15 protein-coding genes are annotated in these 17733 nt (G+C 50.3%); 10 read left to right on the top strand and 5 right to left on the bottom strand.

All coding sequences use genetic code 11. From position 1 onward, the window contains the following. Positions 1-164: 164 nt before the first annotated feature. Positions 165-1661, top strand: a complete 1497-nt coding sequence (locus F566_RS0124660; protein ID WP_020409710.1) for an NfeD family protein — start codon at positions 165-167, stop codon at positions 1659-1661. Further along, the gene (locus tag F566_RS0124655) at positions 1658-2398 is read left to right on the top strand and encodes a slipin family protein (protein WP_020409709.1); all 741 of its coding nucleotides are present in this window, start codon (positions 1658-1660) and stop codon (positions 2396-2398) included. The genes F566_RS0124660 and F566_RS0124655 overlap by 4 nt, the downstream gene beginning before the upstream one ends. A 147-nt stretch (positions 2399-2545) precedes the next feature. Here the strand turns inward: F566_RS0124655 and F566_RS33945 are convergent, their stop codons facing one another. Then, positions 2546-3649 (bottom strand): DUF1565 domain-containing protein, encoded by a 1104-nt coding sequence (locus tag F566_RS33945; protein WP_020409708.1) that lies wholly within the window; start codon positions 3647-3649, stop codon positions 2546-2548. A gap of 348 nt (positions 3650-3997) precedes the next feature. On the opposite strand from F566_RS33945, the gene F566_RS0124645 reads away from it, so the two are divergent. From F566_RS0124645 to F566_RS0124635, 3 genes are all read left to right on the top strand, one after another. After that, complete coding sequence (locus F566_RS0124645) at positions 3998-4339, top strand: hypothetical protein (RefSeq protein ID WP_020409707.1); 342 nt, start codon at positions 3998-4000, stop codon at positions 4337-4339. 349 nt (positions 4340-4688) lie between these two features. Next, complete coding sequence (gene trhA, locus F566_RS0124640; protein ID WP_020409706.1) at positions 4689-5381, top strand: PAQR family membrane homeostasis protein TrhA; 693 nt, start codon at positions 4689-4691, stop codon at positions 5379-5381. A gap of 296 nt (positions 5382-5677) precedes the next feature. Beyond that, entirely contained in the window at positions 5678-7738 is a 2061-nt protein-coding gene (locus F566_RS0124635; RefSeq protein WP_020409705.1) for a methyl-accepting chemotaxis protein, read from the top strand. A 28-nt stretch (positions 7739-7766) separates the two neighbouring features. On the opposite strand, the gene F566_RS0124630 is transcribed toward F566_RS0124635, so the two are convergent. Beyond that, positions 7767-8984 carry an EAL domain-containing protein gene (locus tag F566_RS0124630; RefSeq protein ID WP_245555298.1) on the bottom strand — a complete coding sequence of 406 codons (1218 nt, stop codon included), beginning with the start codon at positions 8982-8984 and terminating at the stop codon, positions 7767-7769. 216 nt (positions 8985-9200) lie between these two features. On the opposite strand from F566_RS0124630, the gene F566_RS0124625 reads away from it, so the two are divergent. From F566_RS0124625 to F566_RS0124610, 4 genes are all read left to right on the top strand, one after another. Beyond that, a complete protein-coding gene (locus tag F566_RS0124625) occupies positions 9201-9692 on the top strand; it encodes a GNAT family N-acetyltransferase (RefSeq protein WP_020409703.1) in 492 nt (163 codons plus the stop codon). Between the two features lie 240 nt (positions 9693-9932). After that, entirely contained in the window at positions 9933-10388 is a 456-nt protein-coding gene (locus F566_RS0124620; RefSeq protein WP_020409702.1) for a chemotaxis protein CheW, read from the top strand. 238 nt (positions 10389-10626) lie between these two features. Beyond that, positions 10627-11139 carry a MarR family transcriptional regulator gene (locus tag F566_RS33940; protein WP_157497066.1) on the top strand — a complete coding sequence of 171 codons (513 nt, stop codon included), beginning with the start codon at positions 10627-10629 and terminating at the stop codon, positions 11137-11139. Beyond that, on the top strand, positions 11136-12554 hold the full coding sequence (locus F566_RS0124610; protein ID WP_020409700.1) for a DHA2 family efflux MFS transporter permease subunit: 1419 nt from the start codon (positions 11136-11138) through the stop codon (positions 12552-12554). Before F566_RS33940 ends, F566_RS0124610 begins: the two co-directional genes overlap by 4 nt. Positions 12555-12569: 15 nt before the next feature. Here the strand turns inward: F566_RS0124610 and holA are convergent, their stop codons facing one another. The 3 genes from holA to leuS all read right to left on the bottom strand — a co-directional run bounded on the left by holA (position 12570) and on the right by leuS (position 16803). Then, entirely contained in the window at positions 12570-13586 is a 1017-nt protein-coding gene (gene holA / locus F566_RS0124605) for a DNA polymerase III subunit delta (RefSeq protein ID WP_020409699.1), read from the bottom strand. A 65-nt stretch (positions 13587-13651) separates the two neighbouring features. Beyond that, complete coding sequence (locus F566_RS0124600) at positions 13652-14167, bottom strand: LPS-assembly lipoprotein LptE (RefSeq protein WP_157497061.1); 516 nt, start codon at positions 14165-14167, stop codon at positions 13652-13654. Positions 14168-14217: 50 nt separating this feature from the next. Then, positions 14218-16803: a leucine--tRNA ligase gene (leuS, locus tag F566_RS0124595; protein ID WP_020409697.1), complete on the bottom strand. Its 2586-nt coding sequence runs from the start codon at positions 16801-16803 to the stop codon at positions 14218-14220. A gap of 353 nt (positions 16804-17156) precedes the next feature. On the opposite strand from leuS, the gene F566_RS0124585 reads away from it, so the two are divergent. Further along, positions 17157-17726, top strand: a complete 570-nt coding sequence (locus tag F566_RS0124585) for a zinc ribbon-containing protein (protein WP_020409695.1) — start codon at positions 17157-17159, stop codon at positions 17724-17726. Positions 17727-17733: the final 7 nt, after the last annotated feature.

Genomic DNA, 17733 nt, shown 5'->3' with positions numbered 1-17733 from the left:
GGTATTTATATTTCCAATGCAAATCTGCCTATGTGATGCATTTCATTAATACCTTTATGGTCCGGAGGGGGGAGTTATGAGAGCAAACGTCCTGCTTCGCCGGATGGAAAATTCTGCTATTTGGAGTACCCTGTAAGATAAGTCGAGTAACACAGGTGTGGCCTATGTCCCGCCAGTTTTATAGTCTGCTCCGTCATCACAAAATCATTTTGTGGGGGGGAGTTGTGTTGTTCGCACTTCTCATGCTGCTCTGGCCTTCAAGTACCGAACCCTCTGAAAACTCCCCAGCAGAGAGCGGCCAGGCGACGGTCACTGACTCACTTCCCAGCGCCACCCATTCAATCTGGACCATGTCGATCAAGGGGGCGATTGGGCCGGCTTCCGCTGACTGGTTGGTGCGGTCACTGGAAAATGCCACTGAAGCCAGCGCAGAGTTGCTGATACTGAAGCTGGATACACCTGGTGGCCTGGATAAATCCATGCGGGACATCAATCAGGCAATACTGGCCTCCAGCATACCTGTGGCGGTCTATGTCTATCCGAAAGGCGCCCGTGCGGCCAGTGCAGGGACTTACATGCTCTATGCCGCCCATGTCGCAGTGATGGCGCCGGCAACCAATCTGGGAGCAGCAACGCCAGTGCAAATCGGCGGCCCGGAAATGCCGGGGCAGCAACCCCAGAAAAAAGATCCCCAGACGTCAGAACAGGACCAGGAGCAAAAGCCTGACGATTCCGGTGAAGGCAATAATGATGAGTCATCTGATGTACCTGTCCCCGCTACCACAATGGAGCGCAAGCAGATTAATGATGCTGTTGCCTATATCAGGGGATTGGCAGGATTGCGCGGACGGAATGCTGACTGGGCTGAACGGGCAGTGCGGGAAGCGGTCAGTCTGGATGCAGAAGAGGCATTGAAACAAAACGTGATTGACTACATTGCCCAGAATATTGATGACCTGATTCAGCAAGCTAATGGCCGAGTGGTGGATCTGAATGGGCAACCTTTCAAAATGGCGCTGTTGCCATACTCGCTCAAAGAGGTACAGCCGGACTGGCGATTGAAACTGCTGGCCGTCATTACCGACCCCAGTGTGGCCTATATTCTGATGCTGGTGGGCATGTATGGGCTGATTTTTGAGTTCTACAATCCCGGCTTGGGTGGTCCTGGCATTATTGGCGCCATTTGTCTGTTGATTGCTTTGTATGCGTTGCAGTTGTTGCCGATCAGTTATGCGGGGTTGGCGTTGATTCTGCTTGGTGTCGGTTTAATGATCGCTGAGGCATTTTCCCCAAGTGTCGGGATTTTGGGAATTGGTGGCCTGGTCGCTTTTATCGTTGGATCGGTGATGTTGATGGATACCGAATTACCCGCATTTCAGATTGCCTACCCGATGATCGCAGGAATGGCCGTAGCGTTTGCGGTGATGTTGGGGCTGATGCTGCATATGGCATTGCGGTCCCGGCGTCAGGCAGTTGTTTCCGGCAAAGAGGCACTGATCGGCAGCCCGGCGGAGGTGTTGGATGATTTTGACGGTTCAGGACGAGTATTGACTCATGGTGAAGTCTGGCAGGCTAGATACAGCAAGCCGGTAAGAAAGGGCGATATTCTGATGGTGAAGTCTGTGGATGGATTGATATTGGATCTGGAGGATAGAGCATGAATTATTTTTTTCTCAGCCTGTTTCTGCTGGTGCTGGCATTTCTGTTCAGCATGTTTCGTATCATGCGGGAGTATGAGAGGGCGGTCATCTTTCTGTTGGGACGTTTCTATCGGGTAAAGGGGCCGGGTTTGATTGTGGTTATTCCCTTTATTCAGCAAATGGTCAGGGTGGATCTACGTACTGTGGTCATGGATGTCCCTACTCAGGATGTCATTTCAAGGGACAATGTCTCTGTAAAGGTGAACGCGGTGGTTTACTACCGGGTGGTTGATGCACAACAAGCCATTATTAACGTGGAAAACTTTCGCGATGCCACCAGTCAACTGGCCCAGACCACTCTGAGATCCGTTTTGGGGCAGCATGAACTGGACGAGATGCTATCTGCCAGAGATGCGTTAAACGTGGATATACAACAGATTCTCGATAAACAGACGGACAATTGGGGAATCAAGGTTTCGAATGTGGAAATCAAGCATGTTGACTTGGACGAACAGATGGTGCGGGCCATTGCCAAACAGGCTGAGGCAGAACGAGTCCGGCGTGCGAAGGTCATTCACGCCAACGGTGAGATGGAAGCGTCCGAAAAACTCAGAGAAGCGGCGAAAGTACTGGCAGAGGAACCCAGCGCACTACAACTTCGTTATCTGCAGACACTGACTGAAATTGCCAGTGATAAGACCAATACTGTGGTTTTTCCGCTACCAATTGACCTGGTGAAGCCGTTTACCAAACAATAAAAAAGCAAATCTGACTGGCGTCTGAGAATCTACCTGCATATGCAACGATTTCTTGGACGTTTCTTACCAGGAATCCAATAACCCAAGGGGTTCCATGCAGAAGCCAAACGCCGGTGTCCATACCGGCGGGAGTCAGTTACACAGTACTCAGCAGCTTAACTCTGGATCATAGGACATGGCGCTGCTGCCCATGATATCGCCTTCGGTGTTGTCGCTGGTGGGGTTGCCGCAGACCTTTTCCTGTGGTGCAGCCATCAGTTTTACACCGGCCTGAGCGTTGTTATAGAGAAGGTTTCCGTATACCTGGTTGTTGACGCCGTACTGTCTGCCATCGACGGTATTGCCGCCAAGGCGGACGCCGGCCCCTTTGTTGTCATGGCTGACGTTGTAGCGGAAGATATTATGGTCTCCCCGGGAATCAAAGCCGGCGGAATTCGGGTCCTGCTGTCCTGAGCAGATGTTGTATTCCACCAGGTTGTATTCGGCTCCTTCTTTGATATCCACGCACTCATTGCCGTTAGTCAAAAACTTGTTGTGGTGTATCCAGTTATGATTGCTTGGGTCCGGGCCCCCGGTGGGGTTCTTACCATCGTCCCACTGATTGGAAGAAGTCCCGACGTAGATGGCTTCGCCGTTCTTGCCGCCATTATTGAATTTGAAGTCATAGACACCGCAATTGTAAAAGGTGTTGTCGAATATCTCTGCCTCTGTGACGTAGTAGCGCAGGCGAACGCACTCCCCACCGGCATTTTTTAGGCTCATGGCTCGCATGACGAAACCGGTAGGGCCTTGTTGGGGTTCGTTTCCCTTGACGTAGACAAGGATATCTCTGAAGTCCTCCATGGTATTGCCGCTTCCCACCTGGCCGTCGATGGTAAAGTTCCTGAGATGGATATAGCTGTGATTGATTTCCAGAATTCTGCCTTGAGCCCCATGGAGAACCGCGGATTTGCTCCCATGGATAATGATCGGCATGTCGGCTTGGCCGTGTCGCACGGAGCGTACGTTTTCGTAGTAATGTCCCGGCTGTAGATAAACTCTGTCACCTGCCTGAGCCAGAGACAAGGCCATGTTGATTGACTGCAGAGGTGCCTGTTCAGATCCGGAGTTGTTGTCATCTCCAGTGGGGGAAACATAGAAGGTGGTGAAATTCGGGTAATCGAATTCTTCATAAGAGTTCTGTACAGGCATCGCCCATACAGTCTGAGTAAACACGGATACGAAAAGCAGTACAGTCCAAAGTTTGTTCATTTTCCCTCACCTGCGGGTGATATCGGAGGTTGTCTTCCGAGTCGGACCCACTTGGTTGTGATATGAAATGGTTCGAGAAAAGAGTAAGGAAACTGTCCTGCTTCATGGGTATTGTGTTGTATGAAAAATGAACAGTGATGTGTGTAAGTGTTTCTTCCTGCGGACATTTATGGAGTCTTGAAAAACAATGAACGCGCGCACAGAAAACTGAGGGAAAACCTGCATTGCCTGTTTCTTGAACGGTCGTTTGAGCTGAAATTCCGATAGCGAGGAGGATTAAAAAATTAAGCTGAAACTGACAGTGCGTCGTAAATATAGGCGTTGTTCTTCGAACTGGAGGTAACAACCATGAACACAATGACTCTCGATAGCTGGTTCAAACCCGAGGGCGCGACTAAGTCCAGTCCACTCGGGCTTATACGGTTCCGTATTAGTGATGAAGATCATTTGCGAATGGAAGAAGCAGAGGAGCAGCTAAAACACAGCGAAAAAAATGACACCATTCTGGAAGTGGATATTGCGAATCTGGATCTGGAAACACCACCTCAATGTGGCAGATTGTCCGATTGCCAGTTGCGGGTATATATTCATAAAGACGATCAGCGTGGCCATTTTCATCTGGTGGGACATCGTGCCAGTGATGGTAGCCTGGTTTATACCAATGCCGTGATGGTGGATCTGCTGGGATAAGGTTTAGAGGTAACTCTCCGGGAAAGTGACTTCGCGGCAACAACCCTTCACAATGCGAGCCTTGGCTTGAAGCGAGCTGTGATTCGCCACATTTCGTGAGCAGAAAGCTGATGTGAGTCAGCAGGGTCAAAGGACTCACGGCCCTGCTGGCAACATCGAGGCGCTCTTCCATGCTTGAGAGGCTGTGTTGTAAAACTGAAAAGAGCCCACGTCATAATGCTTACTCCAGTTAATTCTGGTACGGCGGCTCAATCCTGACGCCGGACCAGAATCTGGCTGGTACAAAAGTAGCTGATAAAGAATTAACCGATAATAAGTCAACTCATAAAGAGTTAACTGGTATTGGAAAATGAACCGTGGCAGGCTCGTGGGAATGCGTAAAGACGATCCGAGAGAGAATGCGAAAGCCCTGGTCAGGGAGCAAACCCTGAGTGAAGAGTTGCTGAATACCGTCACTCATGGAATTGGTTTATTGGTGGCTGTATCGGCAGCAACCTTGTTGATTACGCTGGCCAGTCTGGAAGGGGACCCCTGGAAAATTGTCGGGGTATCCATCTATGGTGGATGCCTGTTTTTACTGTACCTGGCGTCCACGCTTTATCACGGAATACAGCACCGTCCAACCAAGACGGTCCTTAATGTTTTCGATCATTGCTCCATTTATCTTCTGATTGCCGGGACATATACGCCGTTTCTGCTGGTAAACCTCCGGGGGCCCTGGGGGTGGAGTCTGTTCTGTGTCATCTGGGGATTGGCGATCATCGGTATTGTCCTCAAAATCACTCACCACCAGCGCTTTGAGCGTGCCCATCTGTTCAATTACCTCTTTATGGGGTGGTTGATTGTCTTTGCCTATGATGAGCTGGCTCTGCGGTCTTCTGCTTTTGCTCTTTCGATGATTCTGGCGGGCGGTCTTTCGTATTCCTTCGGTGTCATATTCTTTGTTCTTGACCGCTTTCCCTATCTGCATGCCGTCTGGCACCTGTTTGTCTTTGGGGGAAGCACTTTTCACTACATTGCCGTTTTTGCCGGTGTTCTATAGCGGTATATAAACGGCTCTCCCGTTCTTATTTTCTATCCTGACCAGCGAGTTGTTTTCTGATTCATCCGATGAAATGGCAGTCAAACTCTGCCTTTCGGTTACATCTTTTTACAGGCTTTCCGGCATTCAACAAAAAAGTATCGACAAATCACCCTTTAAGTACTGGCTGAATTTTGATCACTTGGTTTTAATGGAATTACGACTTTAGTCGGTCGTGAAAATGAGTCTACAAAATAAAGATTGCTTCTTTTTTTGGGGAGCCTTTTTGCCTGAACCAGACATAAAAGAGTGCAGTTATGAAGTCGTTCCATCTGCCTAAGCCAAGCATCATCCTGCGAATTTCTCTGGGGTTCTTTATTGTGATAGTCGTGGTCGCGACATCCACGTTGATCAGTATTGGATATGCCCGGATAACGATCGAAAACGTTAATACACTCACCGAAAGTGCCACACCTATTGTTCTCACCAACAGTGAACTGGATTTATATCTGACCAAATCCACAGAGCTTTTCCAGCAATATCTGGCGGCTTCCAGCGTGGAGGTCACCAACCGCCTGCAGGATGATCTTCAGGCCAATCGCAGGCAGATGCGAGCGCGATTGGATGCCATCGGCCGAAGCCTGGGGGAGATACAGGAAGCATACTCGGAACGGCAAAACCTGGAAGACCTGGAAGCGTTACTGAAACAGATCAATGGATTGATGAACTCGACCATGGACCGACATAAGCGGAGCCTGGAGGTGATCGCGACTTCCAAGGCGAAAGTGGTGCAGGTCAATCAGCTGGAGGCAGAAATCACCCCTTTGTTTGATTCTTTGCTACTGAGCCTGACTGATGATTATGCTTTGGCGATCGCCAACGAGTTTTATGCCTCCTTTCTGCGGGGATTGATGATTATCAAGAATATCAGTCTGTCTGATTCAATCGGTGTGCTGGAGAAAAACCAGCAGGCATTCGATACCTGGAATATGAACCACCAGGATAAGTTTTTCAGCTTCGTTAATCTGGCAACCCATTATCCTGAGTCGCAGGACTTCATGCAGGCTGCCCAGAAAACGACGCAGCTACTGACCTCATTAACGAAGGGGGCCGGAGATCAGGTTGGGTTGATTGATGAACGGCGAATCCTGATTGAGGCTCGTCAGGGGTATGAAGATAACCTCGCCCGACTCAGAGGGCTGCAATTGGGAGTGGATAGTGATCTGGAGGCGCTTAATACCTTTGCCCAGCGCTATTCTGTTAACACCAATAACCGAGTGACATCGAATCTCACGAACAGTCTGAGGTCGGCCGGAGCAGCTCTGGTAATCTCCATTGTGGTGGCAATTGTCGTATTGCTGGTCATCATTAGCAGTATCAGGCCTTCCCTGAAAACGTTAAAACGGGCCTTACACGCGTTGGCTGATGGGGACCTGACATTCGAAATCGATCATCACGGCAAAGACGAAATGGGTGAACTGACGCTTGCTGTAGAGCAGGTGAGGCAGTCTCTAGGCGCGATAATGGAAGAACTCAAGGAAAAGGCTCTTCAGATGCAGGAATCTGCGCGACACAGCCTGACCATGTCAGATGCATTGAAACATCAGTCTATTGATCAAAGTGAGGATACCGAATCCATTTCTGCTTCCATGCATGAGATGACAGCGACGGCACATGAGGTGGCCGGAACGGCGAATGAGGGCATGGAACTTGCCACTGTGGCGGTGGAGGAGATCGAAAACACGGTTACTGAAATACAACTTAATCTGACGTCGCTGGATGCTTTGAAAGGCAGCATCGATGAATCAGTGAAGTCGATGGAAACCCTTACCGGGGAAATGAAAGAAGTGGAGAGTGTGTCGTCGGTGATAGAAGGGATTACCGGGCAGATCAATCTCCTGGCACTGAATGCGGCCATCGAAGCTGCCAGAGCTGGAGAACAGGGGCGGGGATTTGCGGTGGTTGCGGATGAAGTCAGGACACTGGCCAGCCGTACGGCAGACTCTACTGCTGAGATCCGCAGTACTATCGAGCGTTTGATTTCAAGCTATCAGGAACTGTCTGAAACGATGGAGCATAACCAGTCTGCAGTGACGCGCAGCCATGAGGTCTCTGCCCTTTCCGCGACAGCCATATCCCAATTCCGCCATCGGATTAGTGATATCAACCATCTCAGTCAGAAAATTTCCCATGCGGCGGGAGAGCAGGGTGTTGTCGCAGAAGACATCAGTCAGCGGCTCACTCGTATTGCTGACATCGCAAAAGATACCAGAGACACGGCATTCTCAGGATCGGATAACAGCAGCCGGCTGGGGCAGGTGGCTCAGGATTTGGAAATGCTGGTGGGGCGCTTCAAGGTGTCCGCCCAATCCCATTAAGGTATTCTGATGGATGTCGGGAGTGGTGTTACCAGTGTGAACGCCACTCAGGCAGAGGGTAAGGAAATCCAAATGCAAAGCCCTGGATCAGGTCAAATCCGATGCGCTGACAAACCTCCGCTTCCTCAGGGCAGCTTACTCCTTCGGCCAGCGCCTTGATCCCCATTTTCTGGACCATGGCCACCAGCATTTCCAGCATTTCCAGCATCTCCTGCTTTTGAACGGTAGAGCGGTGTATGTTGCGAATCAGGGCAATATCAAATTTAACGACTTCCGGCGGCGCTTCTGTCAGTTCCAGTAATCGGGCTTGTCCGGCACCGAAGTCATCGTAGGCCAGGCCGCATCCCATGGCTTTGATTTCCTGGGCCAGATGCTGCATGACTTTGATATCCGTGACGGCCTGCTCGTGGATTTCTATCACCAGATGCAGATTGGGGTATTTTTCACGACTGTCTGCCAGACATTGCAGGAGTCTTGTCTGATCGTGCATTTCGTGGGGGTGTGTGTTGACGAAAAGCGGTTTGTTCAGCTCCTGGGTATAGGCCTCGTCCAAGCCTGAATTGCGAAACAGTTCACTAAGCTCTACGGCCTTATCTATACTCTCAGCAATATGAAACAATGCCCCCGGATTGGGAAGTAGTTCAGGGTGGGCTCCCCGGCCGAGAAGTTCGTATCCGAAATGACTGCCGTCCGGATTAACAATTGGCTGATACAGGGGCGTGACCTGGGCATTTTCCAGTAGACATTTGAGGTGTCGTGACCCTAGTGGAATATTTGATGACAGGTCCCCATTCATCATCATTGTGATGTTGGAAACATCTCCGGTGAAGTTATCTTCGTCGATCACTCGGGCTTCAACGTGGGCGAAGTGGAGAACGTCATCGTTTTGTATACGGGTGGGCTCGCTGATACGCTCGTGATTGACAAAGGTCCCGTTTGTGGAGTCCAGGTCCCGTACCCACAAGCGATTGTTCTGAAGGCTCAATTCAGCATGTGCCCTGGATACATCGGTCGAGTTAAGCGTGATGTCCGCATCGTCTCCGCGGCCGATGGTCACAGGAAACTGTCGAAGCGGTACGCGTTCAATCTGACCTTTTTCTCTGCTATAGCATTCAAGAAACCAACGGATCATCTTACTAAGCTTCTTCCGGGTACTGCCTGTGCTATCCAGATCCAGGCATTGGGTGGCCGAATGATCTTTCCAGAACTTTGGGTGACTACTTCTAAGTTTGGTCCATATTCCCAAAGAGTAAAGAATTCCATGAGCAGTAATTGTTAACTAATGTGAATCTCTCTTTCTGGTTTGGCAGTTTCGGGAAGGGGACATTTCTAAGGCTCAGAAACACTTGCAGAATTGACGTTATCTTGCGATAAAAAACTCTGCAAAATAATTTGGGTAATTTATTTGATCGTCATTTCAGCCGCAGGCGCTTAGCACTCATGCCTGAAAGAGGAGAGCAATATGGAAGTTAGGGAAGCGACAGCAAGCGACTTTGACAATATCTGGCCAATATTCCGGGAAATTGTGTCTGATGGCACCACCTATGGTTTTTCTACCGATACGTCAAAAGACGCGGCCTTTCAGCTTTGGATGCAGACTCCCCGTGCTACCTATGTGGTGGCTGATCATCAACAGATTCTGGGAACCTACTACATCAAAACCAACCAGAATGGGCCGGGTAGCCATGTGTGCAACTGTGGTTATATGGTCTCCAGTGCTGCCAGGGGGAAGGGCATAGCGACACTGATGTGTGAGCATTCCCAGTTGGAGGCAGTAAGAATGGGTTATCAGGCGATGCAGTTTAACTTCGTTGCATCGACTAATGAAGGTGCCGTCAGGTTATGGGAGAAACTGGGCTTCGATACCGTCGGGCGGTTGCCCAGAGCTTTTCATCACCCGGAGAAGGGCTATGTCGACGCATTGGTTATGTATAAATGGCTGGCTGATTCATGAAGTCTGAAACGCAGTGGATTATGACCATCGGCATGATGATTAGATGAAAAAGTTCTTTGAGTGTTAATTAATTGTTGAAATGTCTGTTTGTTGATGTGCGCTGTAAATTCAATAATATAAGGTGTACTTGTTATTGATCTTCTCTCATTTCTCTGTGTCTGAGGGCTTTATACTTAGATGTCAAAGTATGTTAGGCTTTGACTCCCAACTGCTGAAGTCGAGTATATAAATAGTTCTCTCATGAATGAAGAAGGCATCAATGAGCAATGGATTAGCTTCAAAGTAGGGATGGAGACCTACGTTCACCCGATATTGTCCATTAAAGAAATTATTCAATACTCCGAGCCTGTTCCGGTGCCGGGATCTCCTGATGAGATCGAAGGCATTCTCTATGTCCGGGGCGACGTGGTAACACTTTTATCCGGAAGAACTTTGCTCAGTGAGGCCCATGATGAGGATAGGGATGATTGGCGAATTATCATTCTTGAAACCGGTGTCGGGCAGATTGGTCTGACCGTTGATTCTGTTGGGGATATTGTGCCATTGGGTGAAGCGGAGATTGAATGGAATGCCCAAGGAAGTCACAGTGAAGTCATTAAGGGGACTGCGCGGTATCGTGATGACCTGTTCATCTTGTTGAATCTGTCGGACTACTGTCGCCGGGTGGCCGTTGAAACTGCTGACTATGTCAGCTAAGCCTGCCGTGTTTTCAGGCACTTAATCAGTCCGAATCGATTTTCCTTTTTCAATAGCACCTTTTCGATCTTTCCTTTAGCGTTTTTTGCCTATTTTTTGACTTTTTTTTGCCCTGTCGGCTTCGCCAACATTTTTCAGAGGCTCTCTAGGGAGTCGCACGGATAGATATCTTTGAAAATATAGGTAGCATGCTAATTATAATGTTATGTGATGGTTTTCTTGATGAGTGTTTTTCTTGATGAATAGTTTTCGGGAAGAGTTCGGGTTTCAGATTTCGAGGTTAAGCAGACTCTGGCGCAGGATGTTGGACGACCGGTTGAGTGACCTTGGCCAGACCCAGTCCCGTTGGGTCACGTTGGTTTATCTTCAGAAGCTCGGTGGTGGATTGACTCAGAAAGAGCTGGCAAACGCTTTGGCGATTGAGTCTCCAACTCTGGTGAGGTTTATGGCAGGTCTGGAAAAAGACCGTCTGATTGTCCGAGTACCATGTGAAGAGGATGGGCGTGCCAAACGTATCTATCTGACGAATGAGGGAGAACAGTATCTGGCAACCCTGAATCTGCGTGCAGCGGGACTTAGACATACATTGTTAGAAGGTATCAGCGATGATGACCTGGAGGCGTGCGCGCGGGTTTTCTGTCGGATCAGGTCCAATGCTGCTTCTCTTGATCCAAGATTGGTTGATAAGCCGTTTCCCGGAATGGAAGCTGAACATGGCAGGAGCAATAAACTGGAAGGAGGAAATGAGTGACAGACGCTGTTCTGGCGGCATTATTTGAACGGCATGGCCCGGCCTATCGATGGTTGGCAATGTTAACCGTGCTGATGGGCACAATATCGACCATTCTGACATCCACGATCATCAATGTCGCTTTGCCCGAAATCATGAATTACTTTGCGCTTCCGCAAGGTGTTGCGCATTGGTTGTCGACGGGTTTCCTGGCGGCGATGACCACTGCCATGTTAACCGCATCATGGCTTATGCACCGGGTCGGTCTGAAATCCGCCATTGGATTCGGTATGTTGCTGTTCTGTAGTGCTTCAATGCTGGGAGCTTTGAGTCAGTCGGCGGAGATATTGATACTTTCCCGTGTACTGCAGGGGGCTGCGGCCGGACTGTTGCAGCCATTGGCCATGTTGGTGTTGTTTCGCGTGTTTCCCCGAGAGCAGAGGGGAAGGGCAATGGGAATCTATGGTATCGGAGTGATACTCGCTCCGGCACTGGGCCCTGTATTGGGAGGCATCATTGTAGACCAACTGAACTGGCGCTATGTCTTTGTCGCTCCAATGCCCATCTCATTAATTGGGTTCGTGTTGGCGATGATTTATATGCCCCGCCGGGATCGTTCATTGGAGTCGGTGCGTTTCGACTGGTTGGGGTTTGTCCTGCTGGCGGCCGGTATTGGAACAGGACTAGACGCGTTAACCCGCTTGCAACATGGCGGTAATGAGACTGGAATAGTGATGGTGGAAGCTGCAGTGGCCTTGTCGTCCTTGCTGGGGTTCGTAAAACAACAGCATCGAAGTGAATCGCCTTTGTTGCAGATATCCCTGCTGCGAATTGCCAGCTTTCGAAACGCCTCTATTGTGGCGCTGGCGCTGGCGCTGGGGTTGGCGCTTTACGGATCGACCTACCTGATTCCATTATTTGTACAGACTGCCTATCACTATTCTGCCACCGACGCAGGCATCATGATGTTTCCTGCCGGCATTGTGCTCGGACTATTGTTTCCCATTGCCGGCAATGCGGCCGACAAGTATTCGCCCCGGTGGTTGATTGCTTCCGGGTTGGCGGTGTTTGGCATTGCCACATTAATGTGGCTGGGCACCAGTCAGTCCTCCAGTCTCGCCTACCTGACCGTGTTGGTCGTTCTGGGGCGGGTCGGACTGGCATTGATGATGCCTGCGTTAAGCACCGGTGCATTAGTGGAGGTGGATGATCTTCACTTGAGCCAGGCCTCTGGCATCATTAACTTTAGTCGTCAGTTCGGAGCGGCAATCGGGACGAATCTGATTGCGATCGTTCTTGAATTGGGGGGAGGGGATATGGCCGCGGAGCCTGCGTCTATTGGCAATCTCAGCTACTTTGAGGCCTTTGGAATGATGGGGGTGTTGTCACTTTTGGCTGTTATTCCTGCCCTCAGGATGCGCAAGCAGGTGCCATAAAACCGTCGGGAAGGGCTACACCTTGACTGACGCGACACCAGCCAGCAGCAGGGTGGCTTCCATCAGTAGAGGCCAGGGAGACTGTGATTCCACACCCTTGATGGCTTTGTCTGTCAGTTGGCAATAGTTGTGTAGTTTTGGAAGATGTGCGGGTGAAGCTTTGCCCAGGTATTTCTTATACACCCCCCATTTATTTTTGAAGACCCGCTCCTGTTGCAATACCTGGTCGATATTCCGGCCAGCCTGACGAGCCCTGAAAAGCTTGGCCAGAACCCGGGTTTCTCTGGAAAGAGACCACAACACAATGCTGGGTTCGAAAGATTCTGACTGCAGGGTCTGCAGTATCTTGACGGCATGTTTGGCGTCGCGTTCCAGGCAGGCGTCGACCAGATTAAATACGGTGTATTTATTGCTGTTGGCTATGCCCTTGAGGACATCTTCAACGTCCACTTGTTCCTGAGTGTTCAACAGTCGAAGTTTTTCGATTTCCTGTTGAGCAGCAAGGAGGTTGCCTTCCACATGATCACACAGAGCCTTGACCGCAGCGGCTGTCGGATGAAAGCCTACCCTTTGCATACGCTGGGAAACCCACTGGGGAAGCTGGTCGTTATTGATCGGCCAGATCTGAACGTGAAGGCAGTGACTTTCAATCGCCTTGAACCACTTGGTATTCAGAGTGGAGCTCTCAATTTTACCACTGAGAATCAGCAGGCAGGCATCTTCGGGAGGCTGATTTGCCCAGGCTTGCAGAACTTTTTTTCCGGCTTCATTGGGGAGTGATTCCAAGTGAAGCTCTATCAGTTTCTTCTCTCCGAACAGGGAGAATGACTGGGTATGCTCTTCCAACTGGCTCCAGTCGAAATTTTTGGGGGCATGGAATGCCAGTCGCTCCAGAAACTCCTGTTTTTTGCAGTGCTTTCTAATCTGGTCGGTGGCTTCCTGATGCAGCAGTGGTTCGTCACCACTGACGACGAAGATTGCCGGAGGATTTTTCTTCAGCGATTGTGCTAATTGATCAGGTCGAATTCTCATCGCGGCACTGTTGGCTGGTCAACGGCTGAGTACTGCATCTGAATCATCATGCTCCGGTCAGGTTATCAAAGCTTTGAGGCGCTGGTCGCAACACGATTCAGAATATCCTGAGACAGTAGCTGGTTCAGCTCCTCCTTGATCTGCTCTTCTTCCTTGTCCTTACCCAGAACACTGGTTTCATCGAAGCGATAGGATTGAAACTGAGTTGTTCTGCCATCACTGATGACAGGGTTGCCCTGAGCGTCGGTAAATGTAAACCTGACGCTGCGGCTGAGCTCATATTCAGCAACGCCTGCGTCACTGGCAATACTGACTGCCCGGCGTTGATCCTTCACATCCTGGATACTCAGTCGGGCAACAGAAACTGCGTCATCAGTCTTGATGATCTGAATCCCTGCCTGCTGCAGACTTTCCTCGATGTTCAGGCAGAGATTCCGGCTGTTTTCCCGGGGGCAACTGAGAGCCATCTGTTTGAGATTCTCAGGCAACACCACTTGTCCGCGCAGGTGAAATCCGCAACCGGCAGTAAGGCTGGCAGATACGAGAACACCCGCACAGACGACTCTAACTTGTTTGTTCATGCGCATCCTAACCAGCATACTCCTGTACAAATAAGGCTGTTCGCCGTGGCTTATTTAGCCACCACGTTAACCAGCTTGCCTGGGACAACGATAACCTTGGCAATGTTCTTTCCTTCAGTGAACTTTTGCACATTCGCATCTGCCAACGCCATTTTTTCCCACTCATCCTTGCTGGTATCGGCACTGCCACTGAGGCGCGCGCGCAGCTTACCGTTGACCTGGACGACCATTTCGATGCTGTCTTTGACCAGGGCATCTTTATCGATATCCGGCCAGCCTGCGTCCAGAACCGGTTCATTGTGTCCCAAAGCATTCCACAGAGCGTGAGCTGCGTGCGGGACAATTGGCGCCAGCATCAGTACTGCAGATTCAAGAGCTTCGCGAACCACGGCGCGCCCCTGATCAGAGTCATCATCAAAACGACTGACGTCGTTCAGCAGTTCCATGACGGCCGCAATCGCTGTGTTGAACGTCATGCGTCGACTCACGTCGTCACTGACTTTATTAATGGTCTCATGGGTTTTGCGGCGTAGTGTTTTTTGGGATTCAGATAATGCAGAGACATCCAGTGCCGGGCATTCGCCACCACTGATGTGGGCATGTACCTGTTTCCAAAGGCGGCGCAGGAAGCGGTGTGCACCTTCCACGCCGGAATCTGACCACTCCAGTGATTGTTCAGGAGGCGCAGCAAACATGGTGAACAGACGTACCGTGTCGGCACCATACTGGTCAATCAGGTCCTGGGGATCAACACCATTGTTCTTGGACTTGGACATTTTTTCCTTGCCGCCGATGATCACTGGTTGACCATCGGAAAGCAGGGTTGCACCGATAGCTTTCCCTTTATCGTCAAGCTGGACCCGGACATCTTTCGGGTTAAAGTAGGATTTCTTGCCCCCTTCTTCTTCCCGGTAGAATGTTTCTGCAATGACCATCCCCTGACACAGCAGGTTCTTGAATGGTTCACTGGACTCCACCATGCCTTCGTCACGCAATAGTTTATGGAAAAAGCGAGAGTAGAGCAGGTGCAGAATAGCGTGTTCGATGCCACCGACATACTGGTCTACCGGCAGCCAGTAGTTGGCAGCAGCAGGATCCAGCATCGCCTCATCCAGGTTGGGGCAGCAGAATCGTGCGTAGTACCAGGAAGATTCCATGAAGGTATCAAAGGTGTCTGTTTCCTGAGTGGCGGGCAGGCCGTTAATTGTGCGCTTGGCCCATTCAGGATCCGCTTTGATGGGAGATTTAACGCCATCCATTTCCACTTCTTCAGGCAGTTCAACCGGAAGATTTTCCAGGGCAACCGGCTGTTCACTGCCATCGGCCAGGGTCAGCATCGGAATAGGCGCACCCCAATAGCGCTGGCGGGATACTCCCCAGTCGCGTAAACGATAGTTAATGGTTTTGTGGCCTTTGCCGAGGGAGTTCAGCTTCTCTGCAATCGCATCAAAGGCTTCTTCAGAGGTCATGCCGGTAAACTCCCCAGAGTTAACCAGTAAGCCTTTTACTGTGTAAGCCTCTTCCTGAATATCAATCTCTTCATTGCCCTTGGGAGCAATTACCTGTTTGATGGGGAGGCCAAACTTGAGGGCAAACTCGTGATCCCGCTCATCATGTCCTGGAACAGACATTACGGCTCCGGAGCCATAATCCATAAGAACAAAGTTGGCCACCCAAATAGGAATTTCTTCCTGGGTGATCGGGTGTATCGCTACCAGACCGGTATCCATGCCACGCTTTTCCATGGTGGCAATCTCGGCTTCCGCCACTTTGGTGTTTTTGCAGGTGTCGATGAATTCGGCCAGGGAGGAGGACTCTTTGGCTGCCAAAGCGGCTAAGGGATGCTGAGGCGCCAGAGCAACATAAGTGACGCCCATCAATGTGTCCGGACGGGTGGTGTATACTCCCAATTCACTTTCGGAGTCCTTGACACCGAAGGTCAGCTCCACACCTTCGGAACGTCCGATCCAGTTCCGTTGCATGGTCTTGACTTGTTCAGGCCAGCCTTCGAGATCATCAAGATCGTTGAGCAACTGCTCTGCGTAATCAGTGATTTTGATAAACCACTGAGGAATATCCCGTCTCTCCACTGGCGCACCGGAACGCCAGCCTTTGCCATCGATTACCTGTTCGTTGGCCAGAACGGTTTCATCCACAGGATCCCAGTTCACCGTGGACATTTTCTTGTAGACCAGGCCTTTTTCGTAAAGGCGGGTGAAGAACCACTGTTCCCATTTGTAGTAGTCAGGTTTGCAGGTGGCCACTTCCCGGTCCCAGTCGTAGCCGAAACCAAGCAGCTTCAACTGGTTTTTCATGTAATCAATGTTTTCGTAGGTCCACTTGGCAGGCGGGACGTTATTCTTGATAGCGGCATTTTCAGCCGGTAGACCGAACGCATCCCATCCCATTGGCTGCAGCACATTTTTGCCCTGCATGCGCTGGTAGCGGGAAATCACGTCACCGATGGTGTAATTACGCACGTGACCCATATGCAGCTTACCGCTGGGGTAAGGAAACATGGATAGACAGTAGTATTTCTCTTTGCTTGGGTCTTCAGTCACTTTGAATGACTGATTTTCATCCCAATAACTCTGGGCTTCTGTCTCGACTTTTTTTGGGTGGTACAGTTCTTCCATCGCTTTAAGGATCTTCGGTCAACTATCAATGAATGTTATTTACCCCGAACAGGTGTCTCAGCCACGTGATGGTCTGGTGTTTGACCGCTGCCGGATAAGTGTAATTGCAACTCGGGGCATTGCCCTGGATCAAGGTCGTGACGCAGAAACATGGGCATCATGACCCTGACTGTAAAAACGAAAGCCGGTTATTCTAACCTATGAGAGGGGTGACAGATAGGCCCCGAGGCATATGTAAGGTTGCTATCACCGGAAAATTCGGCAATTGAGAAAATATCCGGACTGCAAGTACCGGTAATAAAGCCTAAAATAAGAATGGTAACGAGCGGTAAAGTGCTCTACAGGAGGAAATCATGAGCGAAAAGACCAAGCTTTCCAAAAATGCTGTCGAAGCGCATGGAAAGGTGCTGGATCGATTGGAAAAGTCGCTGGCAGATGCCGAAGTGAGCACATGGGAAGGTCTCAAGGACGAGATTGAGAATGCAGTGGAGTTCGAGCAGGGAGTTGCCAGGCTGACCCGTGAAGAGTGGGATTTGATCAAGGCTTATATCAAGAGAGACCTTGAAGGATTGTCCAGGTTTGTGGCTGAGACCGGCAGCGGGCTCAAGGAATGGCTGCGTATGGATATGGACCTGCTGGAGCAGAAGCTGCGCAGGACTCTGCTATCGATTGCGGATAAGACCCGGGTTGAACAGGCAAACCTTGATCATCGTTTGAATCATGATCCTGGTACCTATATGGCTGGCGAGATTGCCATTCCTGGCATGCTTCAGTGTATTCAGTGCGACAAAATGGTATGTCTTGTGGAAACCACACATATCGAACCTTGTCACCGCTGCGACGGCATCTATTTCCACAGAGTAACTTCCCGTTGGCCGCCACAGTCTGAAATTGAAAGCAATGATAAGTCGCCGGAAGACTAACTGCCTG

It is taken from the genome of Hahella ganghwensis DSM 17046 (assembly GCF_000376785.1).
Taxonomy (GTDB): domain Bacteria; phylum Pseudomonadota; class Gammaproteobacteria; order Pseudomonadales; family Oleiphilaceae; genus Hahella; species Hahella ganghwensis.
This window is presented reverse-complemented; position numbering and strand designations above follow the sequence as displayed.

Bases quoted from the DNA above. Each gene is read 5' to 3' on its own strand.
- F566_RS0124660 (WP_020409710.1), top strand. From the start codon at position 165: ATGTCCCGCCAGTTTTATAGTCTGCTCCGTCATCACAAAATCATTTTG.
- F566_RS0124655 (WP_020409709.1), top strand. From the start codon at position 1,658: ATGAATTATTTTTTTCTCAGCCTGTTTCTGCTGGTGCTGGCATTTCTG.
- F566_RS33945 (WP_020409708.1), bottom strand. From the start codon at position 3,649: ATGAACAAACTTTGGACTGTACTGCTTTTCGTATCCGTGTTTACTCAG.
- F566_RS0124645 (WP_020409707.1), top strand. From the start codon at position 3,998: ATGAACACAATGACTCTCGATAGCTGGTTCAAACCCGAGGGCGCGACT.
- trhA (WP_020409706.1), top strand. From the start codon at position 4,689: ATGAACCGTGGCAGGCTCGTGGGAATGCGTAAAGACGATCCGAGAGAG.
- F566_RS0124635 (WP_020409705.1), top strand. From the start codon at position 5,678: ATGAAGTCGTTCCATCTGCCTAAGCCAAGCATCATCCTGCGAATTTCT.
- F566_RS0124625 (WP_020409703.1), top strand. From the start codon at position 9,201: ATGGAAGTTAGGGAAGCGACAGCAAGCGACTTTGACAATATCTGGCCA.
- F566_RS0124620 (WP_020409702.1), top strand. From the start codon at position 9,933: ATGAATGAAGAAGGCATCAATGAGCAATGGATTAGCTTCAAAGTAGGG.
- F566_RS33940 (WP_157497066.1), top strand. From the start codon at position 10,627: ATGAATAGTTTTCGGGAAGAGTTCGGGTTTCAGATTTCGAGGTTAAGC.
- holA (WP_020409699.1), bottom strand. From the start codon at position 13,586: ATGAGAATTCGACCTGATCAATTAGCACAATCGCTGAAGAAAAATCCT.
- F566_RS0124600 (WP_157497061.1), bottom strand. From the start codon at position 14,167: ATGAACAAACAAGTTAGAGTCGTCTGTGCGGGTGTTCTCGTATCTGCC.
- leuS (WP_020409697.1), bottom strand. From the start codon at position 16,803: ATGGAAGAACTGTACCACCCAAAAAAAGTCGAGACAGAAGCCCAGAGT.
- F566_RS0124585 (WP_020409695.1), top strand. From the start codon at position 17,157: ATGAGCGAAAAGACCAAGCTTTCCAAAAATGCTGTCGAAGCGCATGGA.